We start from the raw sequence: 22,046 nt of genomic DNA, 5'->3' as shown, positions 1-22,046 counted from the left end.
GGGGCCGTACATGGTCGTCCGCAGAAAGAATCAAGTTTGTTGGAAGGAATTGCCGAATTAAACGGATGAGTGGATGCCCCCCAATTTCCGGTACTTGGCTAAGAATCCGCTTCTCCGGCTGGAAGGAGTCTGCTCCAGGCTGCACAGGGGGGCCTAGTCCTTAATCCGGATCGTCTCTTTCGTCGGATGCTATATGCCCGAGACGGCGTTTCAGGGACCGGTTCTGATCCAGAAGAACCCGCAAGGCCTCCTGTAGTGCCCGGATCCGTTCATTTTTGTCTCTCAACCGTTCCGTCAAGGAGCGTCTTTCCGAGATCGATCTTGCGTATTCTTTTCGGAGTTGCTCATAATGCTTCCACAGTAAGCCGTAACGCGAACTCAGGGTCGAGAGACGTTCCCGGTTTTCTTGGTTCAACGCCCAGAGGCTTCGATAATGATGGGCGATGACGTCTGCTTTCTTTTGGGGCGGATTACTGTTGTCCGGGGTTTCTTTGTTTTCCTTGTTTACCTGAAGAGGACTCGTCTGCCTCCGAGCGTCGGGAAGTGGGTCTGACGGCTCCCGGGATTCCTGAGAACAGCGGAAAAGGCGTTCAGCGTGCGCCTCCCTTTTGGGTTCAGCAGTTTCCAACGGACGCCGTTCATTCCGTTCGTAGTAGCTAGAAGCACTGCGAGTCCCGCCGAACACGCTCCCGCCGTTACCGATCTGAACGCGTCGGTCGTTGATGATCTTCTTCACGATATCCGCACCCACCGTCTGGGCGTCCTCCGCAAAGGCGTAAACGAGGGCGGTATCGCACACGGAATTGATCAATCGGGGCACCCCTTTCGTGTATTGGTGGATCTCTCCAACAGCTTCGGTCGAAAACAACGGGACGGAACGGCTGTAACCGGCCACGTGCAGGCGGTGCCGGATATATCGGTCCGCTTCCTCCTTTTCCAAGGGGTAAAGATGGTAATGCATTGAAATGTTTTGGGAAAGTTTGAGGAGTTCAGGGCTCTCCAGACGCTGTTTGAGTTGGGGTTGCCCGCACAATAGGATGTGCAAGAGTCTACTCTCACCGGCCTGCAGGTTGGTGAGCAAACGAATCTGGTCCAGTGTTTCGATGGGTATGTTTTGCGCCTCATCAACGATCAAAATGGAACGCCGACCAAGCGCGTGCTGTTCAAGAAGAAAAGACCGCAGTTCTTCAAAGGGCGAAGCTATCTCGCGCAGCGGGTTGTCTCCTCGAAATCTTCGGAGCGCCGCCTCTAGAAACTCCCCCGGATCCAAATTGGGGTTGATGATCATCGCCAGATTGGTATCGTCCCCGATTGTTTTCAGGAGTTGGTTGAGCAGGGTTGTCTTTCCAGTGCCAACGTCACCGGAAAGCACAATAAACGGCTTGTGATCGGTTATGCCGTTTTCGAGACAGGTGAGCGCCAAATCGTGCCCTGGGCTGGCGTAGAGAAATCGGGGGTCGGGGAGGAGTTCAAAAGGTTTTGATCTGAGACCGTAGAATTCAATGTACATGACGTAGGTAATCCATGCGGAAAGTGATGCCGGGCTGCCATCTCGGGTTTTAGTAGGCCCACTCCTTGCGGACATCGCCGCGATTGAGTACAACTCCCACTACATTTTTTTCCTTCAGCAATCCCATGCAGTTTGTGAGGTCCTCCCCGGAAGTGAAATTGGCCCGGGCCACTACAACGATGGCATCCACATACGACGCAAGCACGAGCGCATCAGGGCAATTATTCAAGGCCGGGGTATCAAAGATGACGTACCTGTCCGGATATCGACTCTTGATTTCCCGGACCAACTCTTCGGTCCGATACGAGCCGATGATCTCTGTCGAGTTGTCCATTCGCCCACCGGCCGGCAATACCGTGAGGGCCTCGATATCCGGATGAACGAGAATATTCTTTAAGGGCACGTTGTTGAGAAAGTAATCTTTCAGACCGGGTCCTTCTTTGATGCCCAGGATTTTGTGAACCGCGGGTCGGCGCAGGTCCATGTCTACTAATAGAACGGTTTGGCTGGACTCCGTCGCCAGAGTTATGGAGAGGTTGATTGACGTCAGACTCTTTCCTTCTTTTTCTTTGAAGCTGGTGACGAGAATGGTGTTATACCCAAAGGAACGGGTCTTATTGAGAAGAACGGTCCTCAGCAGCTTGTACTGATCCGCTACCCGATTTTTGGAGAGTATGGAGAATACCCGTCTTTCGAGGAGCTGTTTGCGGTTTAGGGAAACATTCCTGGTTTGGGAGTACTGGGGTTCCGAAACAGCGGTCTCGGTAAATGCGAAGTCGGAAACAGCTCCCTGGGGAGGAGCGCTCGCCGAGGCAATCGGCCTTCGGGAGGAGGCGGGTGCGGGTTTAGGTGTGGCCGGGGCGGCAGTGGGACTCATTTCTCTCCGAGGAACAGAAGAGGATGAAACGGCAGCCGCTTTCGGTAACGGTAGGCGAGGCTTGTCCTCGATAGGCAGCCGGCGCTGAAGCTGGGGTTGCCCGGCCAGGACGATCTGGATCAAGTGGCGGTCTTCCGTGTGGAGGTTGGACAGCATCCGAACCTCTTCCAGTGTATCCAGGGGCAGATTTTGCGCTTCGTCGATGAGAAGGACGGAGCGCCGCCCATGATTCAGCTGGTTCAATAAGAAGCGGTGTATGTTATCAAAAAGTAAGGACTTTCTGTGGTCATCCGCGTTCTCGCCGAACTGTCTCAGCACCACTGCGAGGAATTCGGTGGGATCGACATGAGGGTTAACGATAACGGCGGAACTGAAATCGGTTTTGAGTTTTTTCAGTAGGTAGTTGAACAGCGTGGTTTTGCCCGTGCCCACATCTCCGGTAAGAGCGATCAGGGCTTTGTTTTCCAGGATGCCGTATTCGAGATGGGTCAAAGCCAGATCGTGGCCCCTGCTCACATATAGGAAGCGAGGATCCGGCAGGAGTTCGAACGGCTTGGTTTGAAGGCCGTAAAAAGCTAGATACATGGGGTCATTCCATTTCCAACAGGCGCCGGCCGGCAGCCCGTTCGGCGACCTAATAGGCCCACTCTTTGCGAACCTCGCCGCCGTTCAGCACCACGCCGATGACGTTTCTGCCTTTAAGCATGTCCATGCATTTCATCAGTTCGTCACCGGTGGTGTAATCGGCGCGTGCGACGAGCACCATGCCGTCGATGTAAGCGGAGAGTACAAGGGCGTCCGGGCAATTGCTCAGGGCAGGACAGTCGAAAACCACGTACCGGTCCGGATACCTGTGCTTGATTTCGCGCACGAGCTCTTCCATGAGAACGGATCCCATAAGTTCGGTTGAATTATCCAGACGTCCGCCGGCCGGGAGGACGGTAAGCGTCTCGATATCCGGATGCACGAGCAATTGTTCGAGGGGTTTGTGGTGCAACAAGTAATCCTTCAATCCGGGCTTTCCGGGAATGCCCATGATTTGGTGCACACTCGGCTTCCTAAGATCGGCGTCCACCAGGAGAACCGTTTGCCTGGACTCTCTGGCCATAATAATCGAGAGATTCACCGCGGTGAGGCTCTTGCCTTCTTCTTCCTTGAAACTGGTTACGGCAATCGTGTTATGTCCGAAGGGACGCGTCCGGTTCAACAGCATCGTCCTAAGCAGTTTGTACTGATCCGCGATCCGATTCTTGGGGAGAATGGAAAACACCCGATTGCCGACCAGGTGTTCCTGATCGGTTTCGACGCTCCTGGTTTGCACATAATTCGGCTTCGAATCGTATGCGCCCCCTGTGTCGGGAACCTGTTTCGCCGAAAGAGGGCTTTCTGAGGCTGCTTCTTGAGAGGGGACGGATTCCGGGGTTTCCCAGGCTTCCGTGCGGGACTCCCGCAGCAGAAGCGAGCCGTCTTTCCCGGCTTTTTCCAGGGCTTTCTTGAGATGGCTCACGTGGTTGCCCCGCTAAAAAGAGAGAAAATAGCGCTCGGAAAGGAATCGAAGCACCTTGTAGTAAAAAACATACAGATCCATGTACAAGAAATGGATCGCCGCCAAACCGAGTACGGGAACGCCCACGATGAGGATCACAGCTGAAACGGCCTTCAAACGTCTCCTTCTTTTGTCGCCCGGGGAGAGGATATTGGGTATGATGGTGAGGACCGTCGTTCCGGTAATCCGCTCCACTTCCTCGGGCGTCCGGATGGCATGATCGCTGAACTCCTTGATGGAGCCCATGCCTATCCCAAAGCCTGAGCCAAGCACCAGACTGATCAAAAGAATGGCGGGCCGATTCGGTTTGTAGGGTTCCTCCGGAAGATACGGCGGCTCGATCATGGTAAACTTTTCCGCGAGCTGTCCTTCTTCCATTCCCTCCGCGATCTTGGCCACCTGGTATTTCTGTTCCAGCTGGGACAAACGTGTCCTCACGGTTTCGTAATCCGTCGTCAGTTCCCGGTATTGTTTTTCCACGCCCGGCATGGTCCTCAGCTTCTTTTGTGTTTGATCCCGTTCTTCAATAAGTCTCTCTTTTTCTTTTCGTAAGAATTTCAATCGAACTTGAGCTTTTTCGACTTCCGATTTCAGGGAGACGTACGCGGGATTGGTGGCTTCATTCAGTGTCGGCTCAGAGTTGGCTGTTTGTGTGGACGAAGGTTGTTCAGCCGCTGCAACTTCTTGCTGAAGCGCTTCCAGTTCCGCCGATGATTTCAAGACGGCAGGATGCTTGCCGCTGTATTTGGCCTTCAATTGGGCCAAATCATGCTCCAGTTGCTGCAGCCGCGCCTTCTTTTGGGTCAAATCCTGGTGCTGCCCGGTGGTGGATTTCAATATTTCGATTTCGTTCTCCAGGGCCTGGAGAGCGGGATGCTTGTCGCTGTATTTGGATCTCAGTTGTGCCCGCTTGAGTTCCAGTTGCTGTAACTGCTCGTTATCCGTAAGCACGCGGGAAGTGGAGGATCCCAGGAAGGGATCCAAGGAAGCCAGTTGGTTTTTCAGATTCACCGTTTGTTCTTCCAGGGAGACGATTTCTCGCGTTACGTTATTGATGCCGTTGTTGATGCTTTCGAGGTTCTGGATGTTCAGCGTCATGAATTCGGGGAGCTCTTCCAGATGCTGCTGTTTGAACCGCGAGATATCCTCCTCCAACTTTTGCGTTTCAACCTTGGTCACTTCCACCTGTTTCTCTAGGAACTCGGCCGTGCCTTTGGCGCTGTCCTTTCTGGCTTCGATATTGCTGGACAAGAAAAAAGACGCCAACTCGCTGGTCACTCGCTGGACGGTCTGAGGATTTTCACCTTCAAAAGCCAGACTGAAGGCGATGGTCAGGTCGGAAGGAGCATTGGAGCGGACGGTTTTAATCTCCGCGCTGATGGGGGTAATGGTGATCGATTCCTTCACCTTGTCCACCAGCGTGTCCGTTGGCATCTTTTCCCGTTCGCTGGCATAGAGGTCGAACTTTCTGACCAGCTCCAATATTTTCGAACGACTCATCACCTGCTGAGCAATGGCCTGAATCCGCTGGTCCGCATAAGTTGTCACCGTTGTGGGCACCAGAGCTTCGGTGATCTGCTGACCTTCGATGAGAATCACGGCTTCGGATTTGTAAATATTGGGCAAGAGCGTGGCCACGGCCGATCCGACCAGAATCAACAACACGGCGGGCCAGACGATCCAGTGGATCCTTCTTCGAAATACGGCAACGTAATCGCTGAATCCTTTAACATTCTCCATTTCGTTTTCCGGTATGGTTGTGGATTTGGATCAATGTCCGCTGAACAGGCGCTCCCACGCAACGATCAGTTTCAGACCGGCTTCGTAACGGTCGGTGCTGTCCGTTTCGTCGTAGTACGTGTAGTTGAAGAACCCTCTCAGCGTGACTTCCCGAGTCCAGCGGAAATCCATGGACGGCGTGACATAGATGTAGCTGCTGTCGTCCCCGCCTTCATCGCTGGTGGCGCGGACATAGTCCAGACTCGCGTGGGTCCGAAATCGCTCGGACCAGGTGTAACTGCCCCGAAGGCTGGCGCGGTCTCTTTCGAGGCTGTCGCCTTCGAGGGAAGAGTACTGGTCCCGACTCAGATCCAGCTCCATGAACGACTGCTGCCAGTCTTTGTGGAACACCAGGTTGGCTATGAAACCGGAGGAATCGCCATCCTGATTCTCATCCGGAAAAAACGGGATCTTGGAGACCGACTTGCCTTCCGTTTGGGTGTATCGGTATCCCGCTCCCACCTTGGCGTTGAAGTCCTCCGTGAATCGATACGTGACGTAGGGCATGATATTGAACGTCTCGATTCGTCGATCCACCAGAACAAAGAAATCGGATTCCAGGTTGTCGTATTTGGTCTTGTAGTATCCGAGACTGACAAAAAAGCTGGTCTTGGGGTTGAGTATGTACTGGGGAACCAGGGTCACGGAGTCGCTCCAGTAGTCGGCCGTATCCACGGGATCATCCGGGTATCGTGTATAGTCGCGGCCCACGTCGAAGGCGCACAAAAACACCGGGGAAAACACATAGTCCAAACCGGCCGTGCCGCCGAATCGTTGCCGGTCCTCCCGGCGGGCCAGGCGCCCTTCCTCCAACAATTCCGTATCCAGCGTGGTGTCTACTCTGAAAAAACCGCTGGCCCGGAGGTTTAATGTCTGGAGGAGCGCATAACCCAGCGACAGCCTGTGATCGTGGTGGATGGTGTCCAGTTCGTCTTCTTTGATGAATTTCTGATATTCGGCGTATGTATTGAAAGCGGACTGAAACCGTTCGGTACGATAGCCGGCTTCCACTTTGGGTCGGACATATGTAATGAAATCGTCCTTCTTGTCGTCCTTGGTGACCAGAATGTTGCTATCGTAACGCTCATCGAGCTCGAAACGAGGGGTTACATACCAATCCGCGGCCATGGAAAAGGTCGAAGAAAATACCATGGCCACGACGAAGCACACGGTCCAATGAATGGAACGACGATACATCACGCTCTCCAACGTTTTCGCCTTCACTGATTCACCTCCGCTTCAATAGAGGTCATGGCACCAGAACAACGTCCCCTCTCTCCAACAGGATGTTCTGTTCCAGGCTTTTCCCGTTGCGGACGTCGCTGTAGTCAAAGGGGATCTTACGAGTGTCCTGGCTATGGCCGCGTATGATGAGGATATTGTCGGGGTCCGCAAACGTGGTCAAGCCACCGGCCAGGGACAAGGCCTGCACCACCGTCAAGGGAGAAGATACGTTGAACACTCCGGGTTTCGCCACCTGGCCGAGGACAAAAAAGATGAGACTGCCGAGTTCCTGAACGATAACGGTGGAGCTGGCCTGAGGGATGAAGGCGCTGACCTTTTCATCGATGACTTCCTTCGTTTGCTTGGTCGAACGGCCCGCCACCTGTATGTCCCCGATCAATGGGAAGGAGATCTTGCCGTCCGGACGAACGACGAGTTTTCTCACCAGGTCCTCCTCACCGTAAATCGATATCTCGAGCACGTCCATGGGATGAATCAGGTAGTCCTTGGATGACTCCTCCTTCTGGCACCAGGCCGGTCCCGAGGCCAACAGAACCACCATCGCCGTCACGAATGCCGCGCTCCATAGGATCTTCATACTGTTTCCCCCTTCTCGATCATGGTTAACAGGCTGTTGGAAAACGCGATCTGCGGTCACGCCAACGGCGTGACGCTTCACCCCTCCTCACTGCGACGTACTCTATGTACGCCTCATTTCTCGGGATTTGCGCGCCTTGCATCTCATCGTTTCTCAACGGCTTGTAACAACCCGGCTTTTTCGATGGGCTGTTAAGTAACCTCGATGCCTAGGAAACCAAAACGCAGACGAAATGTCAATTTAAAAGACTTGGAGTGCACTCAGCCCATATCGCTACTAGTGCATCTTGTAAGTTCGACGAAAATTACAGAACCCTATCCGGAAATTCCTTTGATGCCTACGATAATAAAACTGATCAACGCAGAAAGCGTAACCAGATTCCAGTATTTTCTGCCGTTCCTTAGAATGACTTCCGTGGTCCAAAGCAGCACTATCATACCTCCGGCGATGGTGCCCAAATGAAATTCCCGGATCTGTTCCATGGGAAGGAAAGGTATAAGTGCTACCAGGAGTAACAACAAGTAGTCCAGGGTGCTGACACCGAGATCTCTGAAACGGCTGATGACCAGATATACGGCCAGAATGAACGCGATGCTCCCCCAAAAAACATAGTTGTAGACACTAATCGAGACGGACAGAAAAGCGAGACGTTCCCCCTGAGTGGAAAACAACAGATAAAATCCCAGCAAATAGAGCGAAAAACGAACCATAGTTGGAAACATGGATCGACGGATCCAGTAACTTGCAAGTGCGGCCAAGGCCACCAGCCAGAATAAAAGCGGCTCCCATAGGCTCTGAAATCTCGGGACGCTGGAAAGCGCCAACCAGACAAGGCCGGCGGACAGAAGGATGCTGAGTACGGCCAGACACCCCTGTTGCAGACGCTCGAACGTGTTCCGGCCGAGGACGTCCGCCCAGCCTTCCCCCCAATTCAATACACGACCGATTTTCCATCCGGATCGAATACTGATCCAGGGGACCATCAGTATCGGTATGGCGATGAGCAGATAGGTGAGGCAGACCCACTCTTCCGGATAATACCTGAGATACAGCGCCAAAAACAGCATGCCGCCCTGGAGGATATAGATATACACCACCGAGGCGATGTGCGAGGCGCCCATCTTCAGCAGACGATGGTGAAAGTGTCGCTTATCCGCCAGAAAGGGGGAATGGCCTTCCAATAGGCGCTCAGCCATCACGGACGCCATATCCAGCAGCGGGAAACCAACGATCAGGAGAGGCAAGGTGCGCGCAAGGGCGGAACTCTCGGATTGTGTCAAGTACAGGGAGAGTACGCCCGCCGAAAAACCGAGCAGTTGGGAACCGGTATCGCCCATGAACACGGTTGCGGGAAAGGTGTTGTAGCGAAGAAAACCCAGGAGCGCACCCACGATGACCAGGCAGCAGGTGACGATCGCCATCTCGTTTTGCCCATAGGCCAGAAGGGCAATGCATCCGAAAATGAAAATGCACAATCCCCCCGCCAATCCGTCGAGTCCATCCGCAAGATTGATGGCATTGGCGCCGGCCAGCAGGAACAGGATGGTCAGCGGAATCCCGATCCATGGGGTCAGGGAAATGTCGTAGCCGAACCACATGCCCAGGTCGGAGACGTAGAACTTTCCGATGACCATGACGGCAAGCACGCCGAGAAACTGGCCCAGAAACTTCTTTTTGTAGTCGAGTTGGAAAAGATCGTCCAGCAACCCCAAGATGAAAATGATGGCTGCGCCCGTGAAAAACGCTTTGAACGGTAGGGTCAAAGGGACCCAGAGCCAGACGGGAACCAGTATGCCTCCGGCCAAAGCGATTCCACCGGTTCTGGGTGTGGGAATCCGGTGGACTTTTCGCTTTCCGTCCGGTTGGTCCACCGCGCCGAACAGGGGCGCCAGCCTGTTGGTCAAAGGCACCAGGATGACCGTTACATAGAAAGCCAGGATGAGGGCGAACAGGGCGAACATATTAATGTCCCCTTCGGGGAATGGGAGAAAATCCCTCGACTTCAGGCGAAGACTTTAGTAGGCTTGCGGTATTATGGAGAAATATCGCAAAACCTCGCATGCTGTATATGACATCAAGTATCACTCGAGTTCTCGCCCGGGTAGATAGGTCTCCAGCAGAGGCGCGACGAGCCAGGTAAACCGGGTCAGTCGCTTATCCGCCTCTTCCAATGACTCTACCGGGTAAACCGGCGTGATGATTCTCACCAGGGCGCCGTCGGTGCGCTGCATGGTAAGCGCGTCCCAGAACACATACCACTTCAACTGATAGGCATTGGTGAGATTTCGTCCTCGCTGTGGAAACCAATAATAGCTGAGCTGTTTGCGATCCAACTTCTGCATGAATGCCCGATTGACGGTGAGGGGACGTTCGTCCGGCCCGGGCGGCCGCAACGTAACGCTCCCCGCCTCGTCGAAAAGCCAGCCGCTGCCCGGCAGGCATGTTTCGGGCGAGTGGATGGATTCCCCTTTTCGTTGGCTTTCATAATACGCTACATAGAGGTTGACGGACTGTCCCTGGGGATTGAGGTATTCCGTGAACACATATTGGCTCAAATCAAGCTCAGCGAGGACTTCCGGTTCAATGGTCAGCCGGGTTCCTTTCCATTCGCCGATGGTGGCGGGAAACTGGCGGATGTCCTTCAACGGAGGGGTTTGCTCGCGAAAGTCCACGGATCGGGAAAAGAGCAGGGTGGCGCCTAAAACCACAATTCCCGCGCAAAAAAAACCTCCATTCAAAATCGTCCGGGAAACCGATATCCCTGTGCCGGCCGATGGGGCGCGATCCGAATCTTTATCCGCGGCGCCTATTCCCGCAACCGGCTTGGGTGCGATCTTGCTCAAAATCCACATTTCGATCAAAAGAACGCCCAGGGAAAACATGAATATGAACCAGCCGGAGAAGCCGTGGAAAAAACCTTCCGCCGCTTCGGGGCTCCAGAGTTCGGACAGGATTCCCGTCAGAGCGATCCGCAAACTGTTGCTGAAGATCGCCAGCGGCACGGTGGAGATGACCAGTATGGCTCGTTTCCAGAACGCCCCGCGGAAGAAATAGGCCAGGAGCAAGCCAAGAACGATGAGCGGAAATAGATAACGAAGGCCGCTGCAGGCTTCCACCACTTGGAGTTGCGTAAATCCCAGATCGATCACATTTCCTTCTCTGTATACGGACAGGCCCGCCAGTTGAATGAGAGCCACACCGATCTTGGACGCCAGGAGCTGCAATTCCACGGTAAGCCTATTGTGCAGGAAGGCGGGCAGGCGGAACATGGTGGGAATCAATATCAAAGGAAACGCCATGATCTTGATTTTGGCCGTGCCGAAATGCATCCACAGAATCCCCACCAGCACGAACCAGAACGAGAAGTATAGCGTCAAGTATTCTCCACCCAGTTCTCCCAGCCAGAACAAAAAAACGCCGAAAACAAAAGGCAGCACACCGATCCAGGAGGGCTTCGACGGGTTTTCCCTGAGAGGTCTTCGTTTTTCCCACAACAGGTAGAGAATCACCAGGGGAATCAGATAAGCGTAACTGTAATCCCCGTCCCATCCGGATACGAGGTAGGCAAGGGAAGGGTAGTATAGGACGGCCAACAGGAGAACATACACAATTCCCCCGACCCAGAAGAGAACTTTGGATTTCAAGAGGGAGCCTCCTTATGAAAGGTGTTGTTTGATTGGGGATTGCTCACCGGGCAGAATAGAACGAAATGAACCCATTGCCAACACCCAATGACCATTAACAGGCTGTTGAAAACCGCGATCTGCTGCGTTAAGCTTCATCCCTCGTCACTGCGACGTACTCTATGTACGACTCATTCCTCGGGATTTGCGCGCCTTGCATGTCATCGTTTTTCAGCAGCCTGTAGCAACCAGACTTTTTCAACGGGCCGTTCATATACTCCCTCACCCTGGGCCTTCCCCCCGTGTCCGGGGGCGAGGGGACCAAACCCCATGGTCGATTTCGGAGATAATAGTTCGTCCCAACCCCGGTGTGGCTCAAAAAACCCCCTCTCCCTCTGGGAGAGGGCCGGGGTGAGGGTGTCTCTTTCTCCCTCTCCCCCCGTTGTGACGGCGGCTCCTGCCGACGCATGGGAGAGGGCCGGGGTGAGGGCTTGTTGACCGCTTGTCGTCAACCCGCCAATATCTTCCAGATCCGCTCCGAGGTTTTTCCATCCCATTTGGGGGGCACGGAGAATGCTTTTCCTCTTCCGGCCAGAGCAGCCTCGAAGGCATTCAGGATGCTCGTTTTCGTGGTTCCGCCGAGGATGTTCGTTCCCAGTTCGATGGTGATCGGCCGTTCTGTGTTTTCCCGGAAGGTCAGGCAGGGTATGCCCAAGGCGGTGGTCTCCTCCTGGAGCCCTCCGCTGTCCGTGAGCACCGCTTCGGCGTCTTTCCAGAGGTAGAGCGATTCATTGAAACCCAGAGGCGGCAGAAGGAAAATGCGATCCGAGAAGCGGATGCGGAAGCGCTCCAGACGCTCTCGAGTGCGGGGATGAACAGGAAAGACGATCGGCGTGGCGGCCGCAATCCCGTTCAGAGCGGCCGCAATATCTTTGAAGGTCTCCTCGGAGTCCACGTTGGATGGCCGGTGAAGCGTGAGGAAAAGATATTTCCCAAGCGTTTCCTTGAGACCGTGGGAGGCGAATCGGACGGTGTCCTGGTTTGCAAGCTTAGCCAATTGGTAGTACAGATTGTCGATCATTACATTGCCCACGAAATGGATCCGGGATCGGTCCTTACCCTCGTGAACGAGGTTGTCTACGGCGCTCTGTTCGGTTACGAAGAAATGATCCGAGATCGCGTCCGTCACCATTCGGTTGATCTCTTCCGGCATGGCGCGGTCGAAGCTTCGGAGTCCGGCTTCCACGTGCGCCACTTGCACCAGACATTTCTTGGCTACAATGCTGCAGGCCAGGGTCGAGTTGACGTCCCCCACAACCATAACCAGATCGGGACACTCGCCAGCGCACAACGCCTCAAAGGCCAGCATGATTTTCGATGTCTGCTCTGCGTGGGTCCCCGAGCCCGCGCCAAGAAAAAAATCCGGCTCGGGAAGATCGAGGTCTTCGAAAAACGCCTGCGACATCTCGTAGTCGTAGTGTTGACCTGTGTGCACAATACGACAAACAACGGACGCGTATTTGAGCGACTCGTGAAAAATGGGCGCAATTTTCATGAAATTGGGGCGCGCGCCGGCGATGAGAAGAACGTTCACGGGTTGTACTCCAAAGCATGCGATGGTTTTAGGCCTTTGTCCGCGGGCATGAAATCTCATTCATTAGATCGGACGAAAGTCTTACTTTCTTTAGTACGTCATCGACAGCGTCCGGAGTAACCGGCGGCCCCGCGCTTATACCGGTTACAAATAGCGCTGAATCGGCACGGTCCATGAGTCGAGCATGCAAGACACTACACTCTTCTTTCGTCCCGTAGCGGGACGAATACCATCCCAAAATGGGATTCTCGCTGCCCTCAATGAGAAAAAACCGGGGACCACGGAAAGCTCGGTTCTTTCGAGGATACTTGCAGTGAAAGGATTTGTCCAAATGAAATTTCCTTGTTGCACAGCCTGGTCTTTACCGTCAACCGTTACGGTATTATGGGATCTCGTTCCTTTGAAATACTTCCGGAGTTCATTGACACGATTGTAGCGATAGGTTCCGGGATCAACAAGAATCTGACGCCCATCCACGGAAAGGGTTAGGGAAAGACAGTCGGCATGCCCATGATTATATAGCGGGGGCATGCCCAACGGACCATGGTCAAAGATGATTCTTGTGTTACGCCCGGCCTCCATGAGCGTGTATCCGGAGCGAAAAAAACTCAGGCAGCGGCCGTATCCCCAAGAGAGAGGCTTGTGGACCTTTTCTGCGCCGCCCACTGCATAGTGTATTTGGCCAAAGCGATCGAAGATGTCGTTAGGCGACCGGATAGAGCTCGGTTGCGAGGCTCGTCCAACGGGCTCCTCGGATGAGACCAAACCTTCAAAAGACTTATGAAATGCGACGTTTTTCACTGTATCCACAATGTGTCTCTTGGGTTTCAGTCCAGGAGCGATGGCGTGACTATCATCTGAATCTCCAATCATCGGAAAATTCTCTTCATGTTCTTCAAACGATCTAAGAAATCGTTCACCCATCACTAATCGGCTGTAGACATTGGAAGGCACATGCAATCCGTTTTTAACGAGAAAGTCTACCGCCACCCAGTATAAGTCTAACAAGAATCTATGATACCCAAATGCTTGTTCGGCTGGGCCTCCGTCCTCCAGTATTTGACTTTGAACTTGCCGATATAATATTCTTGTCCCTGTTGACAGCCACTCCTCGTCGGTGTCTCTGAAAACCATACCGGCAAAAATCAATCCGACACATTCAGCTATGGTATGGTTGCCTGTCGACGAATATAAAGAAAGTCGTTTAGATATGAACCATGCGTGCTTGTACATGGTGTTTACAATCGTGGTGTACTCGGATTGAGACAGATTATCGATGAATTTAAGGCAGCATAGGAAAACAGGTATTCTAAGCCCGCATTCCATCACGGAAATATAGTGAGGACCCATAAGAAACGGATTGTTCGAAATCCACCTCAGGACCACTTCTTTTGCAGAGTTGCCTATATTAACATCGCCGACAATCGGGCCTGCGCTTCGACTGTAAAACAGGAGGAGCGAAACATGCTGAAGTCGTGCAGGTTCCCATAAAGAACGAATGTCAACTGGAGCCTTCGCCCATTTGATCCGAGAGAAAAAGAGGCCTCTCCATCGGCTCTCGATCGTTCGCACAGCCGAGTGGTTGTCAGTGTCAAAGAAGTTTCCTTTTAGAATGGATAGAATCGTCTTTTTACTGACGCTGCCGGTGATGCCATGCATCTGGATACTATCGACACGTGCGCGGACAGTTTGAGAGGGCCTTAGTAGTGTACTGAGGTGATTTTGACGTATTCTCATCAGAAATACAGAAAGAGACTGTTTCACCCTGTAAAATATCTCAGGGATGGAGGCGTTCATTAACCTGATGAGAATAAACCTTAGAGGGTGCACAACAGGTCCTGTCCACAAGTTGTGTAGTATCACAAGTTAAATCGTTTTTCTGTGGCTCGAGCTTTGGCGCATCTTGGAAAACATATCCATCAATTAGGAAATTGAAGTACCTATATTGATACCAAAACAAATATGTAACCGGTAGTTGTAAATCAAAGTAACCTCATCGATCCTGTAGGTAGCTCAGAGTGCCATTTCAAATAACTTATGCAAATCAATGTCATTATAAACTGTGGGAATGAAGTCCGAACCAAACAAGACAAGCAATATATATGCCAGGTCTTGCTTTAAAAGTATCCTTTCACTATAAGATTCGGTCATGCTGATTTCTCGAGTCTTAAATAATCGAAAACAGTATACCTTCCATTGCTGAATAAGTGGTGACAGCCTTTGATCCTAGGGTAAAAATGAGGAACAATTTCGCAAATCTCCACCTCACTGTATGTTGACAAAGATAAATCAACTATCTTGGCTAATGTAAGGCCAGATCCATATGAAGCAAAGCCTTGTTTTTGTCTTACCCTGACAGGAGAGTCACTACCAGCGTCAAGAATACCTCCATTTCTAGCAATATTACTATTAAAAATCAGAGGGTTATTTTTGTGAGGGGTCCATTCCTCTGAAAGTGGATGATCAGTATAGTAGGCAAACAGTTGTGAATCGTAGTCATTGCTATTTTTGATAGCGACATTGGTAAATAACCACCATCTTTCTTTATGAGCAAATAGCATTGAATCGGATGTATTAACATTATTCATCAAGGTCTTTTGATATTCCCAATGTAAAGGAAAGTTGACACATTTATAAAGCCTTATTGAGTTTGTTTCATGAGTCTCAGGTATCATATACAAATGGTTATCATACTCGAAAAGATAAGGAAACGACATATGAAACGGCTCTTGGATTACCGGTCCAAGTATATTGTATGTCTTGTTGTCAATAAGCTCAATTGCAGTAATGCAACCTTTATTTCTGCTATAACAAAAATCCTCAACATAGCATATTGTCTTGCCCTCTCTTGTTACTACAAAGGGATCCGCAAAGAAGCGATTTGAAGGATTGTTTATCTGTACACCATCCCGGAGAATTGCATCTTGCCATTTACTTGCTATAAAGGCAACGCTCCACCTTTCATGTTTGTGAAAAACCTTTTTATTTAATCCTAACCTGAAAAGTAACAACCCTGTTAGTAGTAAATACTTTATCGACTGAAAAATGGATGGAGCCTTTAATATTAACTCTGGGTAGGGAACTTTGTCCTCAGCTACGGGAAGATACCCGCTATTTGCATAAGCAAGAATTACTTTTGACAGATATGGATAGCTTTCATTATATAAATTGACTAGGTTCTCCGTGTATGTTCTACGGGTAGGAATTTCACCTCTGAATATTACTGAACCACCATCTAGTTCTTCTGTCAAGATCTGTATGATGAACCCTGTCGAAGGTTTGTGTAGGTAAACTTCCCAAAAAGCAGCCGGTCCTCCTCGATTCCACCGATTGTCACCATGATGAAAAGATATAATTCCTTGTTTTGCCGACCTAAGTATCGCTCCTTGGAATATACCTCTCGCATTTCCCTTTATAATCAGATCTAAATTTAATGCTTTAATCTTATTTATAGCATCATCTGAAAATCGAACGAAGAGGGCAGATTTTGAATAAGTTCTCTTAACATGAATTAGATTGTTATTGATATAATCAGATAGATTATATAACTTGCTATGAGCTTTGAGTTGAGATGATGAATTGGATAATATTCTGTACTCGAATTGGGTTAATTTATCAAAAAAAGCCAATTCAATAAAACGAAGTAATCCTGAGGTATGAAGTTTAGAAATGAGTTCTTTTAACCAGTGCTGTTTTGGTTTTCCATCGATAGTTAACAAAAAGAAAAGGTTAACTCGCCCATTTTGAGCCAATTCTTTAACAGTATCGTGGAGGTATTTATCGCAATTAAGCGAGTCGATAAGTATACCTATTCTTTTCACTTTAGCTCCTTCTTATCGTGCTTGAGGGCCAGCGAAGTGTGATTCAGAAACCGCTGGTGCCAAATACTAGACATCCGATGACTGAACGCTGCTTCGGTGACTAAGGTGTGGTTTTTGCTGCCAACGGATGATAGGGGATGATAAGAGCACTGCGGTGCGAGGCCCAGTAGCGCGGTGTGGAGATAGCGTTGCTCCGGGTCTTCATGGTATTCTTGACTTCACATCTAGGGGCGTTTATTATAATGCCTGTAATAACGTGCATAGACTCACCAAATAGATAAATGACAACAATTGTACATAGTTGCGATCAACACAGAATTTCTGTGCGTTAGGAGCAAGAGGTAAATATGGGGTGAAACTGGATACGTATGCAATTAAGGTCAGGAGCCTGTCAATTGACGTTTAATCTGAGTATTATACTATTCTGCTATTTTACAAAATGATACTTATATTAGACTATGAAAACAGAAGTGATTAGTCTACAGAAAGCAGTTCTTATATGTATAAGGAATTGTTAACCATCTTGAGGCTAACGAGATGAGTGCTCATTGTCATAAACCTCGAGAATAATACAGAGCCATTTCGCAGCAATGGTTTTCAAATCATACTGAAGAACCGAGTCGTAGGCGATGGCCGCCTTTTGAGCTAGAAGGTTCGGATGGTCCAAACAAAAAAGAATCTTTCCTGCCAAGTCCTCAATATCGCCAGGATCAGAAAAGGTCGCGGAGGCCTCGGTGAGGATTTCAGGTATTCCTCCGACTTTGGTGGTGAGAATGGGAGTTTTTGAGGCCATGGCTTCAAGAAGTATGCTCGGTATTCCTTCCGAATAAGATGGAAGAACCAGCAAGCCGGTCGTCTTAATCTGTTTGATCAGGTCACGTTTTGAAAGCCAGGCATTAACTTCAATGTGGTTCTGTAATGAGGCTTCCTGAATTATAGTCCTTAACAGGTCGAGCTGTTTGTTTCCGAAGATGGAAAGTTTGGCGGTTGGCTGTCTTTTAATAACGCGCTGAAAAGCCTTGACAAGGTCGAAAACGCCCTTTTCAGGCAGTATAGCACCGAGATACGTCACGAGAAGGCGCTGGCGAGGGATATCTTCAGGATGATCATATTGTCTCACAATAATGGGGTTGGGAAGGACAAAAACCTTTTGGCCACCCAGGTAAAACGAAAGAAAATGCTTCATCTCCTTTGTTAAAACTACTATACCATCGCATTTCCGCAAAATTGACAATATGAATCGGGACCTTCTGGTTGAATTTTCAAGGAAGTTCTTGAAGTGAGTCGGATGAATATGTAATATAACCTTTAACATAAATGCTTTAGATAATAGAACAAATATAGACTTTCGGAAGAAGCTTGAAGAAGCAGAAGAATGGATATAGACTATATCGTAAGACATGAGCAAACATATACATATAAACCGTGCAATAGAAAATAGATACGTCACTAGCTTTATAATGCTGTTTTCCCCGACAGAAGTTGGAAGGTATCTGCCTTTTAGTAGCTTAAATTCATTGGTTGAACAGAGTCTGGAGCTGATTTGCCGAACTCCGCCACGAACAATTAAGCCTGGTCCGATCATCAATAGCGACGGTGTCAGTACTGCCATGAAACGCTCAATCCTAAGATGTACTACGCTTTCTGTAAGACGGAAGAGACATCTTTGATGTAATAAATTCCCATTAAAAACCAAAACAATTGGGCCAGCTCAACCCTCGTAATATAACTGTTGCTGACAAAATTCATGAATAGAACCGAAGTTAAAACGGCAACCCCAAAGTACTTAAATTGTGGGGCCATTCTCAGCCGAACAATGTGCAAAAACAAGATACACATCATCATGAGATAAATTCCCAGGCCCGTAACACCCAATCCGATTAGAAGAGTGAGTAGATCGTTGTGACTTTCAGGAATTCTTCCGTAAACAGACGTGCCGCGAGATCCTTCATTGCCCAAACCGATGCCAGCTATCTTCGATGCTAATCCAAGTCTGGAGAAAAACGCCAAATTTGTTTTCCATAAGTGAATGCGCCCTCCGCCAGCCATGTCCTTAATTTTTTCGCTCCTGCTTTCAGCAGCTCGGAAGACGTCCCAAAAAATAGTTCTGACAGCTCCATATTGTATAACGGATATCAGAATCAACAGTGTACAGAACAGAAAAAGAAGCTTTTTACTATAACCAAAAAGAAAGATAATCCAAAAAATCAAAAACCCTAGAATTGCCGTTCTAGTAGCGCTTTTGTAGATACAGTACATGGATGAAAGTAAGCTAAGAATAAGTAATAATCTGTAAACATGCGAAAAAGCTCTGATAGCTGGCTTACGTACAAGTAGATAAAGTGCCAATAAGAATGAATAAACTAGCATGGTATGTGCCATTGCATGAATACTTTCAAAGAGCCCTTTGTAACGTTCAAGTCCGGTCCAGTAAATCACCATGCCAACGGTTACACCTTTGTAGATATAATATGCGTTCAACCAGATCACGGAAACATAGGTGATTAGCATAAACAAGATGATGATCCGGATATGATCCCGAGATGTCAGCATGGCTGCTGTAGCAAAAAAGCACACGAAAGGGAGGATCTGTCTGGCTGTTTCTCGCAGATGGCCACCATAAAAAAGAGTGAGAATATAATAAAGAACAAAAAAGAAAACCAGCAAGTGGAATGGGCCGAACTTGATCTTTCCAATAGCAAGAAGGACAAGAAAGAAGGAGCCGAATAAAGCAAAGGCCTCTTTAAAAGTGAATATACCGAGATGGAGGTCGAGATCCATCGCAAACACAGGGCGAAGCGACAGATATATACTGAGTACGAAAAAGCCAATAGTGAAATATGACGTACTCGTCCCGGTATGTGTCAGAAGGTGGCGATCGCTCCGTGAGCCTTGAGTCATGTAGTGTGCATCTCTATGGAATGAATATTTCGATAATAAAGCCGACTTAGTGGCTGCCAAGTCTATTTACCACACCAAGATAGTTTCTTCCAAAAAAAGAGAAAGCCAGGTACAGAAACGGGGGGAAGTGTCTCGGCCACAGCGTCATGGATTTTACAAATTCTTTTCTGGCTTCACGAAAACGACCCCCATAGAGTAGACTCCTTCCAATGAGGAAATGATGGTGCGCCAGGTACTTAGTGTTTTGGCTTATGAGGTTGTAGTGTTTCTGGAGGAGAAGGCGGTATCCTAAGGCGCATCTAAGGTAGCTGGTTGATATTCTATTGGTATCTTTGTGTATCAAATACAGAGGCTCTTTGATCCGACCGAAGTAACATTTCTGTGATAGTTGGATCCATAAATCCCAGTCCTCGCAAGCTGGGAGAGTCTGGTCGAATCTGGTTGCCGATTGAAAGCATTCCCGCTTGATCATGACACTTGTCGGATGAATTGCTGGATTTTCATATAGGATAGAGCTGCTAATATCTCCGGAAAGCTCTGCCACGAAGTACCTCAATCCTTTGGTGTAAGTACGTGGATAGTAGAAGGCCGTGTACATCACCCCTATTGTTGGATCGCAACGATCAAAGTTGGACAGTTGTTTAGATAACTTGGTCGGAAACCATTCATCATCGCTGTCTAAAAAAGCGATGTAGTTCCCTTCAGCTAAATCAATACCAACGTTACGGGCAGTAGATGCTCCACTGTTTTTGCTGAGGCGTATATATTTCAGCCTGTGGTCCTTTAGTGATGTGACTATTTCCGCGGTCTTATCATTAGATCCGTCATCGATGATAAACAATTCGAAAGCTTGATAAGTCTGGTTTAGAACACTATTAATGGCCCGGAGTATAGTCTTGCTGCGATTGTATGTCGGTATGATGACCGAAACCAACTGCTTGGATGCGTAATGTCGCATAACAAAATCCTCACGCTCAGATAACAGAGTGTTTCAGGCCGAGAACTGAGGAGAAAAGTATTTCTCCGGTGACCATTCAAAGGGAGGCTTCAGGGGAAGCGTGATCTCCCTGTATCCCCTCGGCAATCCTTTTAAAACGGTGCCACTGTCACACCGAGGGAGGTGCCGGCAGGACAAACGCCGCACGCTATTCCCTGTAGAGAAGGCTTCGTCCCCTCATGCGGCATCCTGATCCCAGGGCCATCCTGGAAGCATAGGAAGGAAACCTATTCTTCCGGAACTTACACTGCGGAGTGTTCTCCAGCTACCCGCTAACGAATACGGTTTACTTTCTTTTGCGGGGGGTTATCCATCTATCTCCTTTAGGTGACGGTTCAGTCGCTTGGCCATGTATGATAACTTGTTGAAACTCAAGCTCAAACAATTGATAAAACTAAAGTTCCGTTTTCTATTGTGATAGGTTTTCGTGCAGGGTAAGCCGATCTCAGAGGTTCAAAAAGATGATTTGGGCGAGAGGCTTTTTCAAACGTCTTGCACGGTGGACGATCACATATGTTTTACGATGGCTATTGTATCCTTGTAAGGAGTAATATAAACTCGACCCCCTTGGAAAATGCCTATCCATTCGCTGCTGGTTAGCCACTGATAGTTATCCCTTATATGATTGTAATCCTCTCTGACGGCATTTCTTAGACCATGCAAGTTTAGGGTCCTTGTAAGAGTTATCTTAAAGAAGTAGGGTAGCAATTGAAAAAATGGAAATTTAAAATGTGGTTCTATAATTGCATATTTCCATGGCACCACTATAATCCATTGTTTAGATACTCTGTCTATCTCAGAATACATCCTTCTTAGTATTGAATGATCACAAATATGCTCCATCATTCCAAATGAGACACACAAATCGAATTCATGGTCTGCAAACCTGCTAAGGTCTTGTGCATCTTGTTTGAAATACTGGAAATTCGGATGATTCATATGGATCTGATCTTCATCAAGGATATCAACACCTACAATCTTTAGATCCCTGTGAGCAAAATCCTCGAAGCTTCGGCCGTCAGGACCACAACCAACATCCAATATTGACATGCCTGAAAACACATCGACCTTAGATAGAACGAAATCAACCCTCTTTTGGCGACGATAGCTCAGAACGGTTTGAATAAGCTTTGTGTTGTAAAGCAACTCGGCCAAATAAATAGCTCCTGGTGAGATGACTTTTCTGGACTCCAAACATCAGTCGATTTCAAAGAAATTGTGATGACCTCTCAAGATAGAAGGTAAGTGTTCACAGGGTAGCGCCCGATTCTTCTAACTGATTGATTTTACGGTATAATTTGGTGTTCACATAACATATTGAAATAATTAGAAAAAAATCTAGACTTTTGAGTTCTAGTGTGCTAGGCTTCCCTTATGGAAGCCAAGAGACCGTTTAGCGATGCCGATTGGCTGGCTACTCCGGAGCCTGTGCGGCAATATATCGAGCACCTTGAGCAGGTCACCCGGGAGCACAGCAGCCTGCTTGAGCAGCAACGGCAGCGGCTCGAAAAGATCGAAGCGCGGCAGAACCGGGATTCCCAGAACTCGAGCAAGCCTCCGTCTTCGGACTCCCCAT

The 22,046-nt window shown here is 49.3% G+C and carries 16 protein-coding genes; 1 reads left to right on the top strand and 15 read right to left on the bottom strand.

What is annotated here, in order from left to right:
• Positions 1–160: 160 nt before the first annotated feature.
• From HY788_12675 to HY788_12605, 15 genes are all read right to left on the bottom strand, one after another.
• Entirely contained in the window at positions 161–1,510 is a 1,350-nt protein-coding gene (locus HY788_12675; GenBank protein ID MBI4775012.1) for an AAA family ATPase, read from the bottom strand.
• A 49-nt stretch (positions 1,511–1,559) separates the two neighbouring features.
• Positions 1,560–2,972 (bottom strand): AAA family ATPase, encoded by a 1,413-nt coding sequence (locus HY788_12670; protein ID MBI4775011.1) that lies wholly within the window; start codon positions 2,970–2,972, stop codon positions 1,560–1,562.
• A gap of 49 nt (positions 2,973–3,021) precedes the next feature.
• The gene (locus HY788_12665; GenBank protein MBI4775010.1) at positions 3,022–3,894 is read right to left on the bottom strand and encodes a polysaccharide biosynthesis tyrosine autokinase; all 873 of its coding nucleotides are present in this window, start codon (positions 3,892–3,894) and stop codon (positions 3,022–3,024) included.
• A 12-nt stretch (positions 3,895–3,906) separates the two neighbouring features.
• Entirely contained in the window at positions 3,907–5,673 is a 1,767-nt protein-coding gene (locus HY788_12660) for a hypothetical protein (protein MBI4775009.1), read from the bottom strand.
• Between the two features lie 30 nt (positions 5,674–5,703).
• Positions 5,704–6,936, bottom strand: a complete 1,233-nt coding sequence (locus HY788_12655) for an outer membrane beta-barrel protein (protein MBI4775008.1) — start codon at positions 6,934–6,936, stop codon at positions 5,704–5,706.
• Between the two features lie 25 nt (positions 6,937–6,961).
• Positions 6,962–7,534 carry a polysaccharide biosynthesis/export family protein gene (locus HY788_12650; protein MBI4775007.1) on the bottom strand — a complete coding sequence of 191 codons (573 nt, stop codon included), beginning with the start codon at positions 7,532–7,534 and terminating at the stop codon, positions 6,962–6,964.
• Between the two features lie 314 nt (positions 7,535–7,848).
• Entirely contained in the window at positions 7,849–9,495 is a 1,647-nt protein-coding gene (locus HY788_12645) for an undecaprenyl/decaprenyl-phosphate alpha-N-acetylglucosaminyl 1-phosphate transferase (protein ID MBI4775006.1), read from the bottom strand.
• Between the two features lie 120 nt (positions 9,496–9,615).
• Complete coding sequence (gene xrtD / locus HY788_12640; GenBank protein MBI4775005.1) at positions 9,616–11,178, bottom strand: VPLPA-CTERM-specific exosortase XrtD; 1,563 nt, start codon at positions 11,176–11,178, stop codon at positions 9,616–9,618.
• Between the two features lie 487 nt (positions 11,179–11,665).
• Entirely contained in the window at positions 11,666–12,751 is a 1,086-nt protein-coding gene (wecB, locus tag HY788_12635) for a UDP-N-acetylglucosamine 2-epimerase (non-hydrolyzing) (protein MBI4775004.1), read from the bottom strand.
• 144 nt (positions 12,752–12,895) lie between these two features.
• Positions 12,896–13,675 (bottom strand): heparinase II/III-family protein, encoded by a 780-nt coding sequence (locus HY788_12630; protein MBI4775003.1) that lies wholly within the window; start codon positions 13,673–13,675, stop codon positions 12,896–12,898.
• Between the two features lie 1,223 nt (positions 13,676–14,898).
• Positions 14,899–16,572, bottom strand: coding sequence for a hypothetical protein (locus tag HY788_12625; GenBank protein ID MBI4775002.1), 1,674 nt, complete (start codon positions 16,570–16,572; stop codon positions 14,899–14,901).
• A gap of 529 nt (positions 16,573–17,101) precedes the next feature.
• Complete coding sequence (locus HY788_12620) at positions 17,102–17,758, bottom strand: glycosyltransferase (protein ID MBI4775001.1); 657 nt, start codon at positions 17,756–17,758, stop codon at positions 17,102–17,104.
• A 449-nt stretch (positions 17,759–18,207) separates the two neighbouring features.
• Positions 18,208–19,533 carry a hypothetical protein gene (locus HY788_12615; protein MBI4775000.1) on the bottom strand — a complete coding sequence of 442 codons (1,326 nt, stop codon included), beginning with the start codon at positions 19,531–19,533 and terminating at the stop codon, positions 18,208–18,210.
• On the bottom strand, positions 19,520–20,431 hold the full coding sequence (locus HY788_12610) for a glycosyltransferase family 2 protein (protein MBI4774999.1): 912 nt from the start codon (positions 20,429–20,431) through the stop codon (positions 19,520–19,522). The genes HY788_12615 and HY788_12610 overlap by 14 nt, the downstream gene beginning before the upstream one ends.
• A gap of 546 nt (positions 20,432–20,977) precedes the next feature.
• Positions 20,978–21,625: a class I SAM-dependent methyltransferase gene (locus HY788_12605; GenBank protein MBI4774998.1), complete on the bottom strand. Its 648-nt coding sequence runs from the start codon at positions 21,623–21,625 to the stop codon at positions 20,978–20,980.
• 219 nt (positions 21,626–21,844) lie between these two features.
• On the opposite strand from HY788_12605, the gene HY788_12600 reads away from it, so the two are divergent.
• Positions 21,845–22,046 (top strand): hypothetical protein (locus tag HY788_12600; protein ID MBI4774997.1); only part of this gene is annotated, 202 nt, incomplete at its 3' end.

The sequence above is a fragment of the Deltaproteobacteria bacterium genome (assembly GCA_016208165.1).
In the GTDB taxonomy this organism is placed as follows: domain Bacteria; phylum Desulfobacterota; class Desulfarculia; order JACQYL01; family JACQYL01; genus JACQYL01.
Note: the sequence above shows the minus strand (reverse complement) of the source record. Positions and strands in the feature narration are given on the sequence as shown.

What these genes read in the sequence shown, in the direction of transcription:
- HY788_12610 (MBI4774999.1), bottom strand. Translation starts at nt 20,431, where the DNA reads ATGCGACATTACGCATCCAAGCAGTTGGTTTCGGTCATCATACCGACA.
- HY788_12660 (MBI4775009.1), bottom strand. Translation starts at nt 5,673, where the DNA reads ATGGAGAATGTTAAAGGATTCAGCGATTACGTTGCCGTATTTCGAAGA.
- HY788_12630 (MBI4775003.1), bottom strand. Translation starts at nt 13,675, where the DNA reads ATGGGTGAACGATTTCTTAGATCGTTTGAAGAACATGAAGAGAATTTT.
- HY788_12650 (MBI4775007.1), bottom strand. Translation starts at nt 7,534, where the DNA reads ATGAAGATCCTATGGAGCGCGGCATTCGTGACGGCGATGGTGGTTCTG.
- HY788_12620 (MBI4775001.1), bottom strand. Translation starts at nt 17,758, where the DNA reads ATGAAGCATTTTCTTTCGTTTTACCTGGGTGGCCAAAAGGTTTTTGTC.
- HY788_12670 (MBI4775011.1), bottom strand. Translation starts at nt 2,972, where the DNA reads ATGTATCTAGCTTTTTACGGCCTTCAAACCAAGCCGTTCGAACTCCTG.
- HY788_12645 (MBI4775006.1), bottom strand. Translation starts at nt 9,495, where the DNA reads ATGTTCGCCCTGTTCGCCCTCATCCTGGCTTTCTATGTAACGGTCATC.
- HY788_12675 (MBI4775012.1), bottom strand. Translation starts at nt 1,510, where the DNA reads ATGTACATTGAATTCTACGGTCTCAGATCAAAACCTTTTGAACTCCTC.